The sequence below is a fragment of the Nonomuraea sp. NPDC049607 genome, assembly GCF_040675375.1.
Taxonomy (GTDB): Bacteria; Actinomycetota; Actinomycetes; order Streptosporangiales; family Streptosporangiaceae; genus Nonomuraea.
Genome location: NZ_JBFAOV010000002.1, coordinates 137,933 through 154,637 on the forward strand (window position 1 = coordinate 137,933; position 16,705 = coordinate 154,637).

At 72.3% G+C, this 16,705-nt stretch carries 13 protein-coding genes; 7 read left to right on the plus strand and 6 right to left on the minus strand.

Annotated elements, in window-relative coordinates; translation table 11 throughout:
- Positions 1 to 6: 6 nt before the first annotated feature.
- The 4 genes from AB0J97_RS04850 to AB0J97_RS04865 all read right to left on the minus strand — a co-directional run bounded on the left by AB0J97_RS04850 (position 7) and on the right by AB0J97_RS04865 (position 4,587).
- Entirely contained in the window at positions 7 to 789 is a 783-nt protein-coding gene (locus tag AB0J97_RS04850) for a methyltransferase domain-containing protein (RefSeq protein ID WP_364084560.1), read from the minus strand.
- Between the two features lie 354 nt (positions 790 to 1,143).
- Complete coding sequence (locus AB0J97_RS04855; RefSeq protein WP_364084563.1) at positions 1,144 to 2,544, minus strand: xylan 1,4-beta-xylosidase; 1,401 nt, start codon at positions 2,542 to 2,544, stop codon at positions 1,144 to 1,146.
- Between the two features lie 91 nt (positions 2,545 to 2,635).
- Positions 2,636 to 3,388, minus strand: coding sequence for an SDR family oxidoreductase (locus tag AB0J97_RS04860; protein WP_357699255.1), 753 nt, complete (start codon positions 3,386 to 3,388; stop codon positions 2,636 to 2,638).
- Between the two features lie 161 nt (positions 3,389 to 3,549).
- Positions 3,550 to 4,587 (minus strand): phosphotransferase family protein, encoded by a 1,038-nt coding sequence (locus AB0J97_RS04865; protein WP_364084566.1) that lies wholly within the window; start codon positions 4,585 to 4,587, stop codon positions 3,550 to 3,552.
- A gap of 157 nt (positions 4,588 to 4,744) precedes the next feature.
- Here AB0J97_RS04865 and AB0J97_RS04870 point away from each other — a divergent pair, with 157 nt between their 5' ends.
- The gene (locus AB0J97_RS04870; RefSeq protein WP_364084569.1) at positions 4,745 to 5,827 is read left to right on the plus strand and encodes a GNAT family N-acetyltransferase; all 1,083 of its coding nucleotides are present in this window, start codon (positions 4,745 to 4,747) and stop codon (positions 5,825 to 5,827) included.
- Positions 5,824 to 6,954 (plus strand): DegT/DnrJ/EryC1/StrS family aminotransferase, encoded by a 1,131-nt coding sequence (locus AB0J97_RS04875; protein WP_364084572.1) that lies wholly within the window; start codon positions 5,824 to 5,826, stop codon positions 6,952 to 6,954. The genes AB0J97_RS04870 and AB0J97_RS04875 overlap by 4 nt, the downstream gene beginning before the upstream one ends.
- On the opposite strand, the gene AB0J97_RS04880 is transcribed toward AB0J97_RS04875, so the two are convergent.
- Complete coding sequence (locus AB0J97_RS04880) at positions 6,926 to 7,645, minus strand: hypothetical protein (RefSeq protein WP_364084575.1); 720 nt, start codon at positions 7,643 to 7,645, stop codon at positions 6,926 to 6,928. The genes AB0J97_RS04875 and AB0J97_RS04880 overlap by 29 nt on opposite strands.
- Positions 7,646 to 7,686: 41 nt before the next feature.
- Positions 7,687 to 9,081: a PLP-dependent aminotransferase family protein gene (locus tag AB0J97_RS04885; RefSeq protein WP_364084578.1), complete on the minus strand. Its 1,395-nt coding sequence runs from the start codon at positions 9,079 to 9,081 to the stop codon at positions 7,687 to 7,689.
- Positions 9,082 to 9,152: 71 nt separating this feature from the next.
- Here AB0J97_RS04885 and AB0J97_RS04890 point away from each other — a divergent pair, with 71 nt between their 5' ends.
- The 5 genes from AB0J97_RS04890 to AB0J97_RS04910 all read left to right on the plus strand — a co-directional run bounded on the left by AB0J97_RS04890 (position 9,153) and on the right by AB0J97_RS04910 (position 16,688).
- Complete coding sequence (locus tag AB0J97_RS04890) at positions 9,153 to 9,791, plus strand: pyridoxamine 5'-phosphate oxidase family protein (protein ID WP_357699243.1); 639 nt, start codon at positions 9,153 to 9,155, stop codon at positions 9,789 to 9,791.
- 85 nt (positions 9,792 to 9,876) lie between these two features.
- On the plus strand, positions 9,877 to 12,246 hold the full coding sequence (locus AB0J97_RS04895; RefSeq protein WP_364084581.1) for a serine/threonine-protein kinase: 2,370 nt from the start codon (positions 9,877 to 9,879) through the stop codon (positions 12,244 to 12,246).
- Positions 12,247 to 12,360: 114 nt separating this feature from the next.
- Positions 12,361 to 14,049: a protein kinase gene (locus AB0J97_RS04900; RefSeq protein ID WP_364084584.1), complete on the plus strand. Its 1,689-nt coding sequence runs from the start codon at positions 12,361 to 12,363 to the stop codon at positions 14,047 to 14,049.
- Positions 14,050 to 14,071: 22 nt separating this feature from the next.
- Complete coding sequence (locus AB0J97_RS04905; protein WP_364084587.1) at positions 14,072 to 15,484, plus strand: hypothetical protein; 1,413 nt, start codon at positions 14,072 to 14,074, stop codon at positions 15,482 to 15,484.
- 46 nt (positions 15,485 to 15,530) lie between these two features.
- Positions 15,531 to 16,688, plus strand: coding sequence for a DUF2510 domain-containing protein (locus AB0J97_RS04910; protein ID WP_357699235.1), 1,158 nt, complete (start codon positions 15,531 to 15,533; stop codon positions 16,686 to 16,688).
- Positions 16,689 to 16,705 lie beyond the last annotated feature (17 nt).

Below are 16,705 nucleotides of genomic sequence, written 5' to 3' on the forward strand. Positions count from 1 at the left end.
GGCCTGTCAGGTGTCTGGGCCGTTGCGTTGTAGTTCCAGGAAGTCCTGGTCGCAGCTCAGACGGTAGCCGTCCGGGGTGCGGAAGTGCTCCTGGAGGTAGGCGGCGACCTCGTCCACGACGGGCGGCTGCGCCAGCGGGACCACGTTGAGCATGAACTGCGCGACGGCCAGGGCGGTTTCCAGGTCGGGCATGGTGACGGAGGCCGGGTCCGTGCTGATGCCGATCTCCCATTCGGCGCCGGCGGTGGCGGCGAAGGCGCGTCCGAGCGCGTCCAGGTCGTAGCGGTGCCCGGTGAAACGCCGCAGCAGGCGCATGCAGTCGCTGTCGGGGTTCTGCATGACGACCACGGTGAAGCCGCCCTCGGCGGTCCAGGAGGCCAGCCGCTGGAGCTGATGCAGCCAGGACTCCTGCGGGATGTAGTACAGGACGTGCGCACACAACACGAGGTCGGCCGACTCCCCCGGATCGGCGACGGCAACCCCCTGGCCGAGGACGGTCGCCTCAGGACACCGCCTGACCAGTTCCGCCCGGAGGTGCTCGTTGGGCTCGATGGCGATGGTCCGCTCGAAGCTGGGGGCCAGCCAGGCGGTGGTCTCGCCCGTCCCCGCGCCGGCGTCGATGAGTGTACGGCGGTGGGGCAGCCGGTCCACGACCCGGCCCAGTTCCTCGCGGGCCCGGATCTTCTGGTCGGTGTGGGCCAGGAAGGTGGCGAAGGCGGCGTCGTAGGCCGCGCTCATCGGGTCGAGAAGGTGCACGATGGGCGGCTCGGCGTTGCTGCTGTCGGTCATCACGGCCCCCGGCATCACAAGTCGGTCACTTTCAGCTTATGGAGCACCACTCTACGTTCCCGTCTGCCTGGATCAGCGGAGTGGTGGACCGTGCCGGGCGGACGGCTGGTTGGGGGGCCGTGGCGCGAACTCGGGCGGCGGGTCGTCGTGTTCGCAGCGTCAGTACGCCACGCCAGAGCGTTCGACCGGTTCGACCGGTTCGTCCTGTGGTGGCGGTAGTCGGTCGCTCTTAACCTGAGGCGCAAGGCTCTCCGCAGGCCCACCCGGTAGCCACGCAACGACACGCATCACCCCTGAGGGCCGAAGGCCCCCTCCCGGGTGGGCTCCAGCAGGCCCACCCGGTGGGGGAGGTCGTCAGGTGCCGCCTCTGCCGGCCCACTTGATCTCGTACGCCCCCAGCGTCACCGCCCTGCCGTCCACCGTGGCCGTGACCTCCCGGTCGGACGTGTTCACCATGACGACCTGCTGCTCCTGCGCCAGCACCTTCACTTTGGGATCGGACGACGTCACCGCCCCGTCGAGCCGCGCCCCCGCCGGGAACCACCGGGTGAAGCCGCTCAGCAGCCCCGCCATCGGCATCTCGTCCCCCCGCCCGGGAGCCCACAGGCAGCCGGGGCAGTCACCGGAGCCCTTCACCTGCGGGTTCCAGTACAGGGCCGTGGTGACGCCGCTCCTGGCGAACTCCATCAGCGCCGCCGCCTGCACGGCCGTGCGCCGCTCCTCGCTCCACCCCGAGTTCTCCGGCTCGACGTACCACTCGGCCCACCAGACGGGCAGGTCGTCGCTCTTCTGCCGCAGCCACGTGGTGATCGCGCTGAACTTGCCGAGCGCGCCGAAGTCGTCGGGAACGTTCCCCTTGTCGGTCGTCATGGAGGCGCCGTCCACGACGATGAAGTCGGCGCCCTTCTTGTTCTGGATCCAGTACTCGATCGCGTCGAGCGCCCGCTGGTCGACGGTTCCCCACGGGCCCTTCAGCTCGGAGGCGCCGTCGCCCGAGCCGCTCTCGATCGGCATGTACGGCCCGCCCACCTTGATCTGCGGGTCCACCTTCTTCAACGCCGTGTAGACCTTGTTGTACAGCTGCGTGTATCCCTCGGCGTCCCACCGGTTGGTCGACGGGTCCCAGAAGCCCTTGAACTCGTTCCACACCATGTAGTACTTGACGGTCGGGTACTGCCTGGCCACTCGCGCGGCCAGCTTGGCGTAGTCGTCGAAATGCTCTGGTTTGGGAGCGACGGTGTGGTTCTTGCTCCAGTCGGTACGTCCGGGCTGCCCGCCCTTCATCCAGTCGGGCGCGCAGCACAGGGTGATCACCGGCACGGCCCGCGACGACGCCATGAACGTCAGCCGCCGGTCGAGGTCGCGGAAGCTGAACTGGCCGGGGCTCGGTTCGGGGTTGCCCACCCCCCAGCCCATGATGTGCTGGTTCTGCAGCATCGGCACCCGTCCCAGCATGCCCCTGGCCTGCTCGACGACCTGCCGCGGCTCGGTCTCCGTGCTGTACTGCGTGTGCGTGACGCCCCAGCGGGGCCAGTTCTGGAGCACAGGCGGCTGTTCGAGCTGCGGCGGGGCCTGGGTCGGCCCGACCTCGGCCACCTCGCCGCCCTTGTAGCCCTTGTCGCCCACGCGCGAGCTCGACCGGACGCCCGCGTAGATCATGATGCCGACGACGAGCACGACCGCGAGGATGCCCGCCCCGAGGGCGATCGGCCATGGCGACCGTCTGCGCGCGTGTCTGCCGTCGCTGGGAATCACAGAACGCTCCTTACCATCACGCAACGTATCAAGAACCGGGCAGCGCCCAGCCCTTATGACGGTAATCGTCCCGCTTGCAGCAGACTTGACGTCAGTCGGAAGCGGGTGGCCGCTGACCGCCCGCGGGCCCGGGAACCCCCGAGTAACGGTACGGCACCGGCTGCCTACCCGGCTGCACGACGAGAAGGGTGCCCGGCGTCTCGGCGTAGAAGGCCGACTCGACGGCGGCGGCGACGTCCTCGGCCGTGAGCAGCGGGAATCCGGCGTTCACGAACATCTCCCGCGCGGCGGCCACCAGCGGAGTGTCGGTGAATCCGGGGCAGACGGCGTTGATCCGGATGTTCTGCTGGGACAGCGGCTCGGCCAGCGCCCGGACGAGTCCGACGACGGCGTGCTTGGTCATCGTGTAGATCGGGTCGCCGGCGAAGGCCACCAGCCCGGCCAGCGAGGACGTGGCCACGATCGCGCCGCCGCCCGACCTGGTCAGCAGCGGCACGCTGGCGCGCACGCCGAAGACGACGCCGTCCACGTTCACGCCGACGATCGCGCGGTAGCGGTCCAGGTCGAAGTCCGCGAGGTCGACGCCGCCGGAGATGCCGGCGTTGAGGTGCACCAGGTCGAGGCGGCCGTACCGCTGCTCGGCGAGCGCGACGGCCTCCAGCGAGGCTTCCTCGTTGCTGACGTCGGCGGCCAGCCACGCGCCCTCGACCTCCTTGGCCAGCCGCTCGACCCCCTCGGCGTCGCGGTCGACGAGGACGCACTTCGCGCCGCCCGACGACAACCGCCGGGCCACCGCGGCGCCGATGCCGCTCGCCGCTCCGGTGATGAGTGCAACTGTGCTCATAACGCTCCTTGCGAGGGTCAGGGCTGGTCGAGCTTTGCGATAGGCGCGGAAGGTCGGGACTGGTCGAGCATCGCGATGGACGCGGAAGGTCGGGACTGGTCGAGCATCGCGCCAGGCGCGGGAGATCAGGACTGGTCGGGCGTTGCGATGGACGCGGAAGGTCAGGGCTGGTCGAGCATGCGATGGGCGCGGGAGATCAGCGTCGGAACGGCCGCGCCGATGCGGTCGAACCCCTCCCCCACGGTCTTACCCTGCTTGAACCGGGCGTGGATACCCTCCACGATGACCGCGAGCTTGAAATTGCCAAAGGCCACATAGAACCCAAGGTCCGAAATATCGCGACCTGACACCTTCCCGTAGTGGGCGGCGAACTCGGCGGCGTTCATGAACCCCGGCGCCACCGTCACGTCCCCCGACACCGGGATGCGGGCCCGCTCGTCGTCCCCGCGATCGTGCCAGTACGTCAGCGTCAGCCCCAGGTCGGCCAGCGGGTCACCGAGCGTGGACATCTCCCAGTCGACCACGGCCATGATCTCGATCTCGGCCGGCGGCGGCGCCAGGCGCACCAGCGTGTTGTCGAGCCGGTAGTCGCCGTGCACCAACGTGCTGTCGGACGTGACGGGCAGCCGCTCACGCAGCCGCCGTACGAGGCTGTCGTAGTCGGGCAGGTCTGCGGTCTTCGACCGTTCCCACTGCTGGCACCACCGGTCGAGCTGCCGGGCCATGTACCCCTCGGGCCGGCCGAAGTCGCCGAGGCCCACCTCGCGGTAGTCCACGGCGTGGATGGCGGCCAGCACCTCGGCCAGCCGCTCCGACAGCCGCCGCGTCTGGGCCGGCGTCGGCTCGCCCAGCTCGGCCCTGGTCTGGACGGCGGCGCCCGGCACGTACCCCATGACGTAGAACGGCGCCCCGACCACCTCTTCGTCGGCGCAGAAGGCGACCGGCTCGGGCACCGGGACGGGCGTCCGCGCGAGCGCGGAGATGACCCGCCACTCACGCCGCATGTCGTGGGCGGTGGGCAGCACGTGACCCAGCGGCGGCCTGCGCAGCACCAGCCGGCGCTCGCGCGCCTCCACCAGGTAGGTCAGATTCGACCTGCCTCCGGAGATCAGCGAGACGGACAGCGGCTCCCCCGCGTCCGGCACGTTCAGGCCCAGCCACGAGACCAGCCGGGGCCAGTCGATCCCTGGTACGGTCATGGAAACACATTAGAACGCCACTCGGTCCTGAAAGCCAGCTGAGAGTTGCATAACAGTAGGCCCGGCCTAGCCCAGGCATGGATTCTCATCCTTTAATCTGGCCATACACCTCTGACCGCATGCTGGTCAGATCGTGGTAAGCCGACAGTAGGAGCCCATGCGCGTCACCGTTGCCCACCCTCGCGAACTGGGACAGCCCGAGATCAGCCGATGGCGCGCCCTTCAGGAGTCGGACGCCGCCTTCGACAACCCCTTCCTGTCCCCGGAGTTCACGGTCACGGTGGGCGATCTGCGGGATCCTGTCCGGGTGGCCATCCTGTACGACGGGCCGGACATCGTCGGCTTCTTCCCCTTCGAACGCCATCCGCTGGGCATCGGCAAGCCGGTCGCCGCGGGGCTCACCGACGCGCAGGGCCTGGTCCACGCCAAGGGGTTCGACCTCGACCCGCATCGCCTGATCAAGGCGTGCGGGCTGTCGGTCTACGAGTTCGACCACCTGGTCGCGGGCCAGCCGCTGCTCGACGGGCGGCACACCACGCACCCCTCGCCGATCATCGACCTGCGCGACGGCTACGGCCCCTACACCGAGACGCTGAAGGCCCAGTCCGGCAAGACGTACAAGTCGACCCTGGCCAAGTCGCGCAAGCTGCAGCGCGAGGCGGGCGCGCTGCGCCACGACTACGCGATCACCGACACCGGGCCGCTGCAGACGCTGCTCGGCTGGAAGACCGACCAGTACCGGCGTACCGGGCGCACCGACCGGTTCGCCCAGCGGTGGATCGTCGAGCTGGTCGAGCGGCTGCTCGCGACCCAATCCGACGGCTTCGCCGGCGTGCTCGACATGGTCTACGTCGACGACGTGCCGGTGGCCGGGCACTTCGGGGTGCGCACCCGTACGACGCTGGCCGGCTGGTTCCCGGCCTACGACACGCAGTTCGCCAAGTACTCCCCCGGGCTCATCCACCACCTGGCGATGGCCGAGGCGGCCGCCGCCTCGGGCGTCCAGGTGATCGACATGGGCCGGGGCGAGAAGGAGTACAAGGACAAGCTGAAGAACGGCCAGTACGAGGTGGCCGAGGGCCGGGTGGCCAGGGCCGGGGTGGCGGCCGGGGTCCACTGGATGATGCGGGTGCCGGTGCGCAAGACGCGCGCCACGGTGATGGCCAACCCGCTGCTGCTCAAGACCGCGGACAAAGCGTTGAAAACCTTTGGGCGACTGCGTACCGTCCTACAAGGGTGAGACTCATCGCGGAGCGCACCGGACGGCACTGCCTGTCGCTCCCCTCCAACCGCCTCGGCCTCTACCTCGCGCTGCGCCACTGGTGCCTGCCGGGTCAGCGGCTGCTCATGTCGCCGATCTCGGCCGACGAGATCCTCTTCCTGGTGCTGGCGGCCGGCCTGCGGCCGGTGATCGCGCCGCTGAACCCGCGTGACGGCAACATCGACGTCTCCCGCGCCGACCTGTCCACCGTGGACGCCGTCCTGACCACGAACCTGTACGGCCTGCCCGACCAGGTGTCCGCCTTCGCGGGAAAAATCCTGATCGAGGACGTGGCCCACGCCCTGGAGACCGCTCCCGGCGGGCGTCCGCTGGGCACGTTCGGACAGGCGGGGGTCTTCAGCCTGTCCAAGCATCCGGGGGCGGGCTCGGGCGGCGTGCTGGCCGTGACCGACCGCGCCGACCTCGAAGCGCTCGAACGCGCCCGCGACGAACTGCTCGTCCCCGGCGCGCTCCGCGCCGACCTGGTCAGCGTCGCCACGTCCATGGCCCGGCAGGCGGCGCTCCGGCTCGGCCTCGTACGGCCCGCGCTCGCGCTCATGCGCGCCCTCGGCATGCAGGAGGAGCGCGAGGGCTACCGCATCGCCCTGGAGGCCGACGCGCTGGAGCTGGCGCTCAAGCAGGTGCCCGCGCTGCCGCCGTTCGACCCGTGGGTACGCGCCGACCTGGCGCCCTACCGCGCCCGGCGGGGGCGGCTGGTCGGCTGGTACCAGTCCAGGCGCCTGGCCAAGGTGCCCGGCGAGCGGGCGCGGCGGCTGGCCGGGATCGCCCGGCTGGCCGAGCTGCCCACGGTGGCGCCCGCCGTGCTGGACAACCTCGACCAGCCGCTGTTCCGCGTCCCGCTGCTGGTGCGCGACCGGGACGCGGCCGTCGCCGAGCTGGAGCGCCGCGGGGTGGCCACCGGCTACCTGTACGACCCGCCGTACGACGACTACGCCCCCGGCTTCACCGACGCCTCGCCGGACCCGGGCCCCGCCCGCTGGTGGGCCCGGCACGTGCTGCCCGTCGACCCGGTGTACGTGTCCCGTTCCCTGCCCGTGCTGCGCACTCTTGAGCCGCCTACGCGGGGTCCGCGCGAACCAGCCTGAGGAACGCGCGCAGTCCGGTGATGATCTCCTGGTTGTCGTTCAGGCCGTCCACGGTCTCCTCGAAGCGGCGGGCCATCAGCGTGATGCGGCGGGCCAGGTCGTGGTCGGCCTGCTCCAGACCGGCCCTGGCGGCCGCGAGCTCGCCGCCGAGCTCCTCGACCTGCCCGGCGAGCCGTTCGGAGGCGGCGGTCAGCGTCTCGACCTGGCCGCGCAGCGCGATCACGTCGAGGCGCGGGTAGCGGACCTCGCCGCCGAGGGTCCTGACCCGCTCGCGCAGGTGCGCGACGTAGGCCCCGGCCGGCCGGAACGCGGTGGCCAGCAGGTAGAACCCGGCGAAGTAGTAGCCGACCTGCCGGCCGGAGAAGAACGTCACCACCGCGACCACGACGGCCGAGACCACGTGCCCGGCGACCGCGAGGACGAGCATGCGGCGGGCGATCGTCCTGGCCTCCTCCTCGCGGTGGGCCGGGACCTCGATGCCCGACTCGCGGGAGACCGCGATGTCGTGCACCACCTGCCGGGCGGCGAAGGACAGGTTCCACGGGAAGGTCAGCAGGACGACCAGCCAGAACAGGCAGACCGCGCCCAGGCCCAGCGACAGCAACGTGGACAGGGGCACGCCCGCGTGGAGCACGAGCCAGGCGGTGACCGCCGTGACGAGCAACGAGATCAGCAGGAGCCAGGGTTTCATGCCCGCCACCCTGCCGACGGCGGGACGTCCGCCGCCAGCGCTCAGATACTCAATCCGCCCTGAGCATCCCGGATCAGGCCGGCCAGCACCGCGCAGCCGCGCCGGACGTCCCTGAGCGAGGCCGAGCCGTAGCCGAGGACCAGGCCGTGCAGGCGGGCGCGGTCGTGGTGGTGGCGGTCGGCGGGGTCGAGCAGCACGCCGCGCTCCCTGGCCCGGTCGACGACCCCCTGGACGTCGCCCGCCGGCAGCTCGGCCAGCACGTGCAGGCCGGCGGTGTCGCCGCGCAGGCGGCAGACCGGGCCGAGGATCTCCACGATGGCGGCCCGGCGGCGGGCGTACTCCAGGCGCATCCTGCGCAGGTGGCGATCGAGGTCGCCGCGTTCCAGGAGAGTGGCGACGGCGTGCTGCACCGGGCCGCTGGTGCGGTCGGACATCATGTCGCGGACGGCGGCGATCCGGCTCACCAGGTCGGGCGTGCCGACCAGCCAGCCGACGCCGACGTCGGGCGAGAGGGTCTTGGACAGGCTGCCGAGCAGCACGACGCGGGTGGGGTCGAGGCCGAAGAGGGCCGGCAGGGGGGCGACGTCGTAGCGGAACTCGCCGTCGTAGTCGTCCTCGACGATCGTGGCGCCGGTGCTCCTGGCCCAGGACAGCAGGCGTTCCCTGCGCGGGATCGGCAGCCGGCCGCCCAGCGGGTACTGGTGGGCCGGGGTGGTGTAGAGGACGCGCAGGTCGCGCGGGAGGCCGTGGACGATCACGCCGTCCTCGTCGACCGGGCAGGGCACGACCTCGGCGCCCCTGGCCGCGAACACCGTGCGGGCCACGTGGTAGCCCGGGTCCTCGACGCCCGCGCGTCCGCCGCCGGACAGCAGGGCCAGCGCGCACAGGTCGAGGCCGTTGCCGGTGCCCCTGGTGACCAGGACGTTCTCCGGGCCGACGGCCATGCCTCTGGCCCTGCGCAGGTGGTCGGCGAGCAGCTCGCGCAGGCGCGGCAGGCCGTGGGGGTCGGGCGAGTCGCCGGGCGGCAGCTCGCCGGCCCTGCGCCAGGCCCGCTTCCAGGCGGCCCGGTCGTAGTCGCGCACCCAGGGGTCGCCGGGACGCAGGTCGATCCACTCCCCCTGGGGGCGGCGGGCGGGCGGCGCCGGCTCGTACGGGCTCTCGCGGGGCGGGACGTGCGACTCCATGGCCGCCACGAACGTGCCGGACCCGTGGCGCCCCTCCAGCCAGCCCTCGGCGTAGAGCTGCTGGTACGCCTCGGTGACGACCGTCCGGCTGACCTTGAGCTGGTCGGCCAGCGCCCGCGTGGACGGCAACCGCTCGCCCGGCGCGAGCGCGCCGCCCATCATGGCGCGGCGCAGCCAGTCGGCGAGCTGGGTGGTCAGCGGCACGGCCGAGTCGCGGGACAGGGATACGGGCAGGTCAACGTTGGTGCGCACGGAAGTGGTCTCTAGGAAGGGTCGGTTAGTGGCCCTACAGGATAGGTCCACTTCGCGACTAGCGTCGAATCATGCTCTCCTCCACCCCGCGCACGACCCTCGGCCGAGAGAAGCACCGCGGCAGCACCGACAGGAACGACCTCTACGAGGTGCTCGACGCCGGGCTCGTCTGCCACCTGGGCGTGCTGGCCGACGGCTGTCCCATGGTCGTGCCCACCGGCTACGGCAGGATCGGCGACACCCTCTACCTGCACGGCTCCACCGGCGCCCGGTCGCTGCGGGCCGGCGACGGCGACGAGGTGTGCGTCACGGTCACCCACGTGGACGGCATCGTGCTGGCCCGTTCGGTCTTCAACCACTCCGTCAACTACCGTTCGGCGATCGTCTACGGCCGGGCCCGGCTGGTCACCGATCCCGACGAGCGGCTGGCGGCGCTGCGGGCGCTCACCGAGCAGCTCGCCCCCGGCCAGTGGGACTACGTCCGCCCGCCCACGCGCAAGGAGCTGGCCGCCACGGCCGTGCTGGCCCTGTCGCTGGCGGAGGCGTCGGTCAAGATCCGCCAGGGGGCTCCGGAGGACGACGAGGAGGACTATGCGCTTCCGGTCTGGGCCGGGGTGCATCCGCTGGTCACGACCTGGGGCGAACCGCAACCGGATCCGGCACTTCCAGAAGGTATCGATATACCGGTTCACATCCTCCATCGGGAGTAGTTCCATAATTCCGGAACCACCTGGCAAACCCGACTCCTTGATCACGCGTCTCATCAGGTGGGCCGGCTCCTGATGGGAGAGGGCGATGGAGTGGAGTGCTCCCGGTTACACGGAGATCAGACAGCTCGGCGCGGGCGCGAGCGGGCGCGTCGTGCTGGGCGTGCACGACGAGACGGGCGTGAAGGTCGCGATCAAGTACCTCTCCGAGGCACTGCTGCGCGACCCCGCCGCCCTGTCCCGCTTCCAGGCCGAGGCGCGGGTGCTGACCTCGCTGCGCGATCCCAACATCGCCACGATGTGGGAGTACATCCAGGAGCCGAACGGCGCCTGCATCGTGATGGAGCTGGTCAACGGCGTCTCGCTGCGCGCCCTGCTGCGTGAGAACGGCACGACCGAGCCCGAGGCGGCGCTGGTCGTGCTGAAGGGCTCGCTGCTGGGCCTGGCCAGGGCCCACAGGTCCGGGGTCGTGCACAAGGACTACAAGCCCGAGAACGTGCTCGTCCGCGACGACGGCATGAGCAAGCTCGTGGACTTCGGCGTCGCGGTGCCGCAGGGCACGGCCACGCATCCGGAGGGCACGCCGCCCTACATGGCGCCGGAGTTGTGGGCCGGCAGGCCCGCCTCCCCGGCGACCGACGTGTACGCGGCCACCGCGGTCTTCTTCGAGTGCCTGACCGGGCACCGGCCGTACCGGTCCACCGAGGCCAGCGTGCTCGGCTACCAGCACGTGCACGCCCCGGTGCCCTTCCACGACGCGCCCGAGCCGGTTCAGGAGCTCGTCCGGCGCGGCCTGGCCAAGGAGCCGCGGGACCGGCCGCAGAGCGCGCTGGCCTTCGTGGAGGAGCTGGAGGCCACGGCGCGGGCCGCGTACGGCGAGGACTGGGAGGAGCGCGGCCGGCGGCGCCTGGCCGCGCTGGTGGCCCTGCTCGCGCTGCTGCTGCCGACCCCGCCGCAGCCCACCCCCGAGGTCACCACGTCGCTGGCCAGGACGGTCTTCCGCGGTCTGCGTTCCAACGCGGTGCGGGTGGGCATGGGCACCGCCCTGGTGGCGGTGGTGACGGTGGCGGTGGTGGTCGCGCTCGCCGCCCGGCGGCAGCCGCCCGAGCAGCCGGTCGGCGCGGCCGTCGCGGTGCCGCCTGCCACGACCGAGGCGGTGGCCGCGCCGCCGGGCACCGAGGAGGCCGTGATCGCGCCGCCGAGGACGCCCGAGGCGACGCCGCGGACCTCGCCGGAGGGGCCGCCGTCCCCGTCGTCCTCGCCGGAACTGCTGCCGCCGCCGACGGCCCCCGCCTCGCGACCGCCCACCACCACCGCCGCCCCGCGCACGCCGACGCGTACACCGACGCCCACGCCCACGCCCACGCCCACGAGGAAGCCGACCAGGACCGCCACGCCGAAACCCCCGGTGACGCCCACCCCGACCCCCACGCCCACCCCGACCCCCACCCCGACGCCGACACCCGTCGCGACCGTCCTCGGGGTGAGCGTCGGTGACGTCACGGTCGACGACGACGGCGTCGCGCGCGCCTCCGTCACCGTCCGGACCGGCGGGGGCGCCGCCGTCACCGCCACCGGGACGTGGACCGCGCCGGGCGACGACGGCCGCGTCCAGCGGCTGCGGCTCAGCGGCGCGACCTCCTACACCCGCGCCTTCACCTGGGACCTCGGCGAACGTCCCTGCGGCCGGACCGTCACGCTGACCGTCGTCACCTCTCCCGCCGCGCCCGGCGGCCCCCGGTCGTCCTCGGTGTCGGTGCCGGCCTGCCCGACACGGGTGAGCGGGCTGTTCGTCTCGCTGGCGATGCCCGACGCGCCGGGGCTGACCGCGCGCGCCCAGGTCAGGGTGCTCGCCACCGGCGCCGGCGAGATCCCGGTCGAGGCCGCGTTCGCGGTGGACGGCGAGACCGTCGGCACCCGTACGGCGAGCCTGTCCGGCCGGACCGCCTACTCCCGCGTCTTCACCCACGCCTTCCGGTCGCGCCCCTGCGGCTCCACCCTCTCGGTACGGGTCCGCGCCGGCGACCGCGTCCTGACCGCCCGCACCGAGGTCGCCTGCCCGCCCGCCGTACGGAAGGTCTCGGTCGTCCGGGCCGGGCTGGGCGAGAACGGCCTGGTGGCGACCGTCTCGGTGGTCACGGCCGACGACCGGCCGGTGACGCTGGACGTGGGGTTCCTGATCGGCGGGGAATCGGTCGGCTCGGAGCGGGTCACGCTGTCCGGCGACACGACGTACACCAGGACGGTGAGCCGGGCGCTCAGGACCGTCCCGTGCGGCACCACCTGGACGGTCACGGCGAGCACGTCGCCCGCGGCGGACGGCGGCGCGGACCGGGCGACCGGGAAGACCCCGGAATGCCCTGGAGAAACCCCCAAACCGGAAGAAACCCCAAAGCCACAGGAAACGCCCAAACCACAGGAAACCCCACAATCCAATAAGACCGACACAGCGGACTAACCTCGCAAATTCTGCCATATCGGCATATCGGTGGCGGGAAAGCCCTTCCCTCTGGTTAAGCTACGCAGCGTTTGATGCGGGTGGGGGCCCGATGACTCCAGAGGAGACCGTTTTATGTACGGCGAAGGGCAGTGGGGGGTCCCCGGCTACACCGAAGTCCGGGAACTGGGCAGCGGTGCCGCCGGCCGGGTGGTCCTGGCCACGCGCGATCACGACGGCGTGGAAGTCGCCATCAAATACCTCAATGACGAGCTCAGGTCCGACATGGGCTTCGTGGCCAGGTTCCGGCACGAGGCCCGGCTGCTCGGCACCCTGCAGAGCTCGCACCACGCGCGCCTGATCGACTACGTCGAGTCGGGACAGGGCGCGGCGATCGTCATGGAGCTGATCAACGGCGTCTCGCTGCGCGAGATCCTGCGCTCCGAGGGGCCGACCGGGCCCGAGGCCGCGCTGGTCGTGCTCAAGGGCTCGCTCCAGGGCCTGGCCGCCGCGCACGCGATCGGCGTCGTCCATCGCGACTTCAAGCCCGAGAACGTGATGGTCCAGGGCGACGGCGTCAGCAAGCTGGTGGACTTCGGCATCGCGGTCCGGGCCGGCGAGGGGGTCAGCGCCGCGGGCACGCCGCCGTACATGGCGCCGGAGCAGTGGATGGGCGGGGCCGCCGGGCCCGCGACCGACGTCTACGCCGCCACCGTCGTGTTCTTCGAGTGCCTGACCGGCACCCGGCCCTACCGGGCGCCGAACATCGCCGCGCTCGCCCGTCAGCACCAGAGCGCGCCGCCGCCCGTCGAGGAGGTGCCGACGGCGCTGCAGAACCTGGTCGAACGCGGCCTGGCCAAGCAGCCGGGCGAGCGGCCGCCGTCCGCCGAGGCGTTCCTGACCGAGCTGGAGGCCATCGCGGCCGAGGCGTACGGCGCCGACTGGGAGGAGCGCGGACGCCGCCGCCTGGCCGCGCTGGCGGGCCTGCTGATCCTGCTGTTCCCGAGCCCGCTGCACGATCCCGCCGAGACGCAGACCGCGCTCACCGAGACCCGCTTCCCCGACCCCGCCCGCCTGCTGAGCAAGCTCTCGGCCAAGGTGGCGATCGGCGCGGTGGCCGTGGGCGTGGTGGTGGCCGTGGGCGTGATCCTGGTCAACTCCTCCACCGACGAGCCGGTGCTGCGGGCCCAGACGAGCGAGGTCACACCCACCGGGGCCGACCCGGTGATCGAGGACGAGCCCACGGACGACCCCACGGAGGAGCCGACCGCGACGCCCGAGGAGAGCACCCCGGAGCCGGACCCGACGCCGACGTCCGCGGACCCGGTGGCCTCGACCCCGCCGGCCGTCCTGCCGACGGCGTCGGCCTCGGCCTCGGCCTCGCCGTCCAGGACGCCCCGGCCGACCCCGACGCGGAAGCCGACCAGGCGGCCGGTCAGGACGCCGAAGCCGACCCCGACAGACTCCCCCGAGCCGGACATCACCGGCAGGAACAGCACGACCAGCGACGGCAGCAGGCCCACCACCGCCGCCCCCACGCGCACCCCGCCCCCGACGCCCCCGACCACCGCCCCGCCCACCAGGACGCCCCCGACCAGCCAGCCCCCGACCAGCCCGGGTCCCTCGGAGACATCGCAGACGCCGACAAGGACCTCGACCGACGACGGCGAAGGCGGCGGGGGCGGCACCGAAACGCCCACCCTGGACAAGGTGGGCCAGGCTCAGGCCGGACTGCTCGCGCTCGGCCTGATGACGTCCGGCGCGGTTCCGGTCACACTTGCGGTGAAACGTCGCATGACGGGACGCCACAGGAAGCAGCGCTAGACGCGCCGGGGGGCCAAGGGGGATGGACAACCACAGGAACGGCATCGCCGGGTTCCGGCTGACCGAGCACACGTGGATGACCGAGCTGGGCAACTGGATCGACGCCATCTCGCCGGACGGCCGCAGGGCCGGGGCGCTGCTGTTCGACCCGCGGGTCATCGGCCGGCCCGGCGTCCGGGAGCGGGTGGTGAACACGGTCATGACCGACCAGCACCTCGTGCTGGGCGGCCTGGGCGGGCTGATCCCGGTGGCCGACGTGGTCGCGGCCGGCGACCAGGTGTGGCTGCTCACCGCGCAGGCGGTCAGCCCCACGCTGGCCGATCTGCTCTCCGGCGCGCCCATCGACCCGGCGGGGGCGGCGTCGGTGCTGATGGAGACCGGGCAGACGCTGCTCGCGCTGCACGCCGCCGGGGTCACGCACGGCTCGGTGCACCCCGGCACGGTGGTGATCACCGCCGAGGGGGCCGCGCTGCTGTCGGAGCGCGGCCTGTCCGACGCGATCCGCGGCCAGGTCTCGCCGCGCGAGCGGGACGCGGCGGGCTGGGCGTCGCTGGCCCGCGGGCTGGCCGCCTCGTTCACGCAGACCGCGCCGCGCGCCGCCGGCCTGTTCGAGCGGGCCGCCGGCACGGCCACCACGCTCGGCCTCGACGCGGCCCGCGCCATGCTGAGCCAGGAACGCGCGGCGCTGCCCGGCGGCCTGATCAGCCGGGACGCGCTGGCCCGTGCGGCACGCGGCCGGTCGGCGTTCGCGCAGGCGCCGTCGTTCGCCGCGCAGCCGCCGCCGGTGCCCCAGGACGAGGGCGACATCGTCACGCTGCTGCACGTGCCGTCGTCGGGGTCGTCGGGGGCGCCGCCGCGCCTGCAGTTCGGGCCGGGGGTGGGCCCGGGCGCAGGGGCGGGGGCCGCCGGGACCGCGCAGCAGTACCGTCAGGAGACGACGGCCGAGCGGATCTGGCGCGAGGGACGTGACGGCGCGGCGACCGTCCACCAGCCGGAGAGGCGGTCCGGCGGCCGGGTGGCCAAGGTCTCGCGGCGACGGCGGCGGCGCACGATCCTGTCCACGGCGATCTTCGCGGTCGTCATGGCGGGCGCGATCGTGGCCTGGTTCCGGCTGACGGACGCCCCCGAGCTGGCGGTCCGGTCGATCGACGTGGTGGCGCCGAAGAAGACGCTGGGCTGCGACGGCGCGATCGTCCTCACCGCGACGGTCGTCACCAACGGAGGCGTGGGCGAGATCCGCTACGAGTGGCGCAAGAACCTGGACAAGGAGGTGGTCGAGGGCAGCCTGCGCACGAGCGCGGACAAGACGTCCTACTCGGTGCCGTTGCGCTGGACGTTGTCGGGCAAGAGCAACGTCAAGGCCACGGCCACGCTCAAGGTGCTCTCACCGGGCCCGGTGCGTACGGACAAGGCGAGCTTCACGTACAAGTGCTGACGTTCCCTGAATGCGCAACAAAGCGGTTCTTACTAATCTGACGGGCATGACCACGCAGACCCCCGCGGGCTGGTACCCCGACCCGTACGGAGAGCCGCAGCTCCGCTGGTGGGACGGCAACCAATGGACGGACGCCACCCACGCGCAGGAGCGGCAGCCTCAGCCGCAGCCGCAGCAGCCGTCCTCCGGGCCCCAGCCGGGCCCGGGGCCGCAGCCCCAGTCGTCCCCCGACTGGTCGGCCAGCCCGGCGAACCCCACTCTCCAGTACGGCCAGCCCACCTTCGGCCAGCCCCCCTACGGGCAGCCCGCGGCCGGACAGCAGCCCGCCCAGGGCCGTGCCGCCCACGGGCAGCCCACGCAGGGGCAGCCCGCCTTCGGGCAGCAGCCCACACAGCAGCCCACGCAGTGGTCCGGCGGTCCGCTGCCCGGCCCCGGGCAGGCGCCGCCCAAGCAGGGCAACCCGCTGCCGTGGGTGTTCGGCGGACTGGCCGCGCTGGTCGTGGTCGCGCTGATCGTGGTCGCCGGGATCTTCTTCCTCAACCGGGGCGGCAGCACCCCGGTGGCCTCGCCCTCCACCGAGGAGTCGCAGCCGTTCCCGACCGAGGAGCCGCCCTCCGGCGGGCCGCCGACCGAGCTGCCCTCGCAGGGCGGCGAGCTGCCGCAGCCCCAGGACGGCCGCATCACCGACGCGCGGAGCGGCCTGTCCTACCTGGCGCCCGACGGCTGGAAGGTGCCCGCGTACGGCGACGTCAACGGCTCGGACCCGTCCCAGCAGATGTGGACGAGCGGCGTGCAGGCCAGCTCGCAGGAGAACTACGAGGGCGACAAGGACTGGATCGGCAACGCCTACGCGGGCCCGCTGGCCGGGCTCATCCCGTACGCGGGCGCCTCGGGGCTGGAGGAGACGAGCAAGGCGCTGTTCATGCAGTTCAGCACCGAGTTCTACGAGCCGCAGCACACGACCAAGATCATCGAGAACAAGGGCGTCAAGATCGGCGACCGCCAGGCGTGGGTGATGCAGTTCCAGCTCGACTTCACCGCCGTGGCGGAGAAGAACGGCTACAAGTGGAAGAAGGAGAACGCCGCGATCGTGCTCATGGACCGCGGGCCGGGGCAGCGTCCGACGCTGCTGTACATCTCCGTTCCCGACAATCTGGGCACCGACGTGGTCGGCAAGGTTCTCGGCTCCCTCAAGCCCGCGTAAGCGGGTGGCACTAGGCT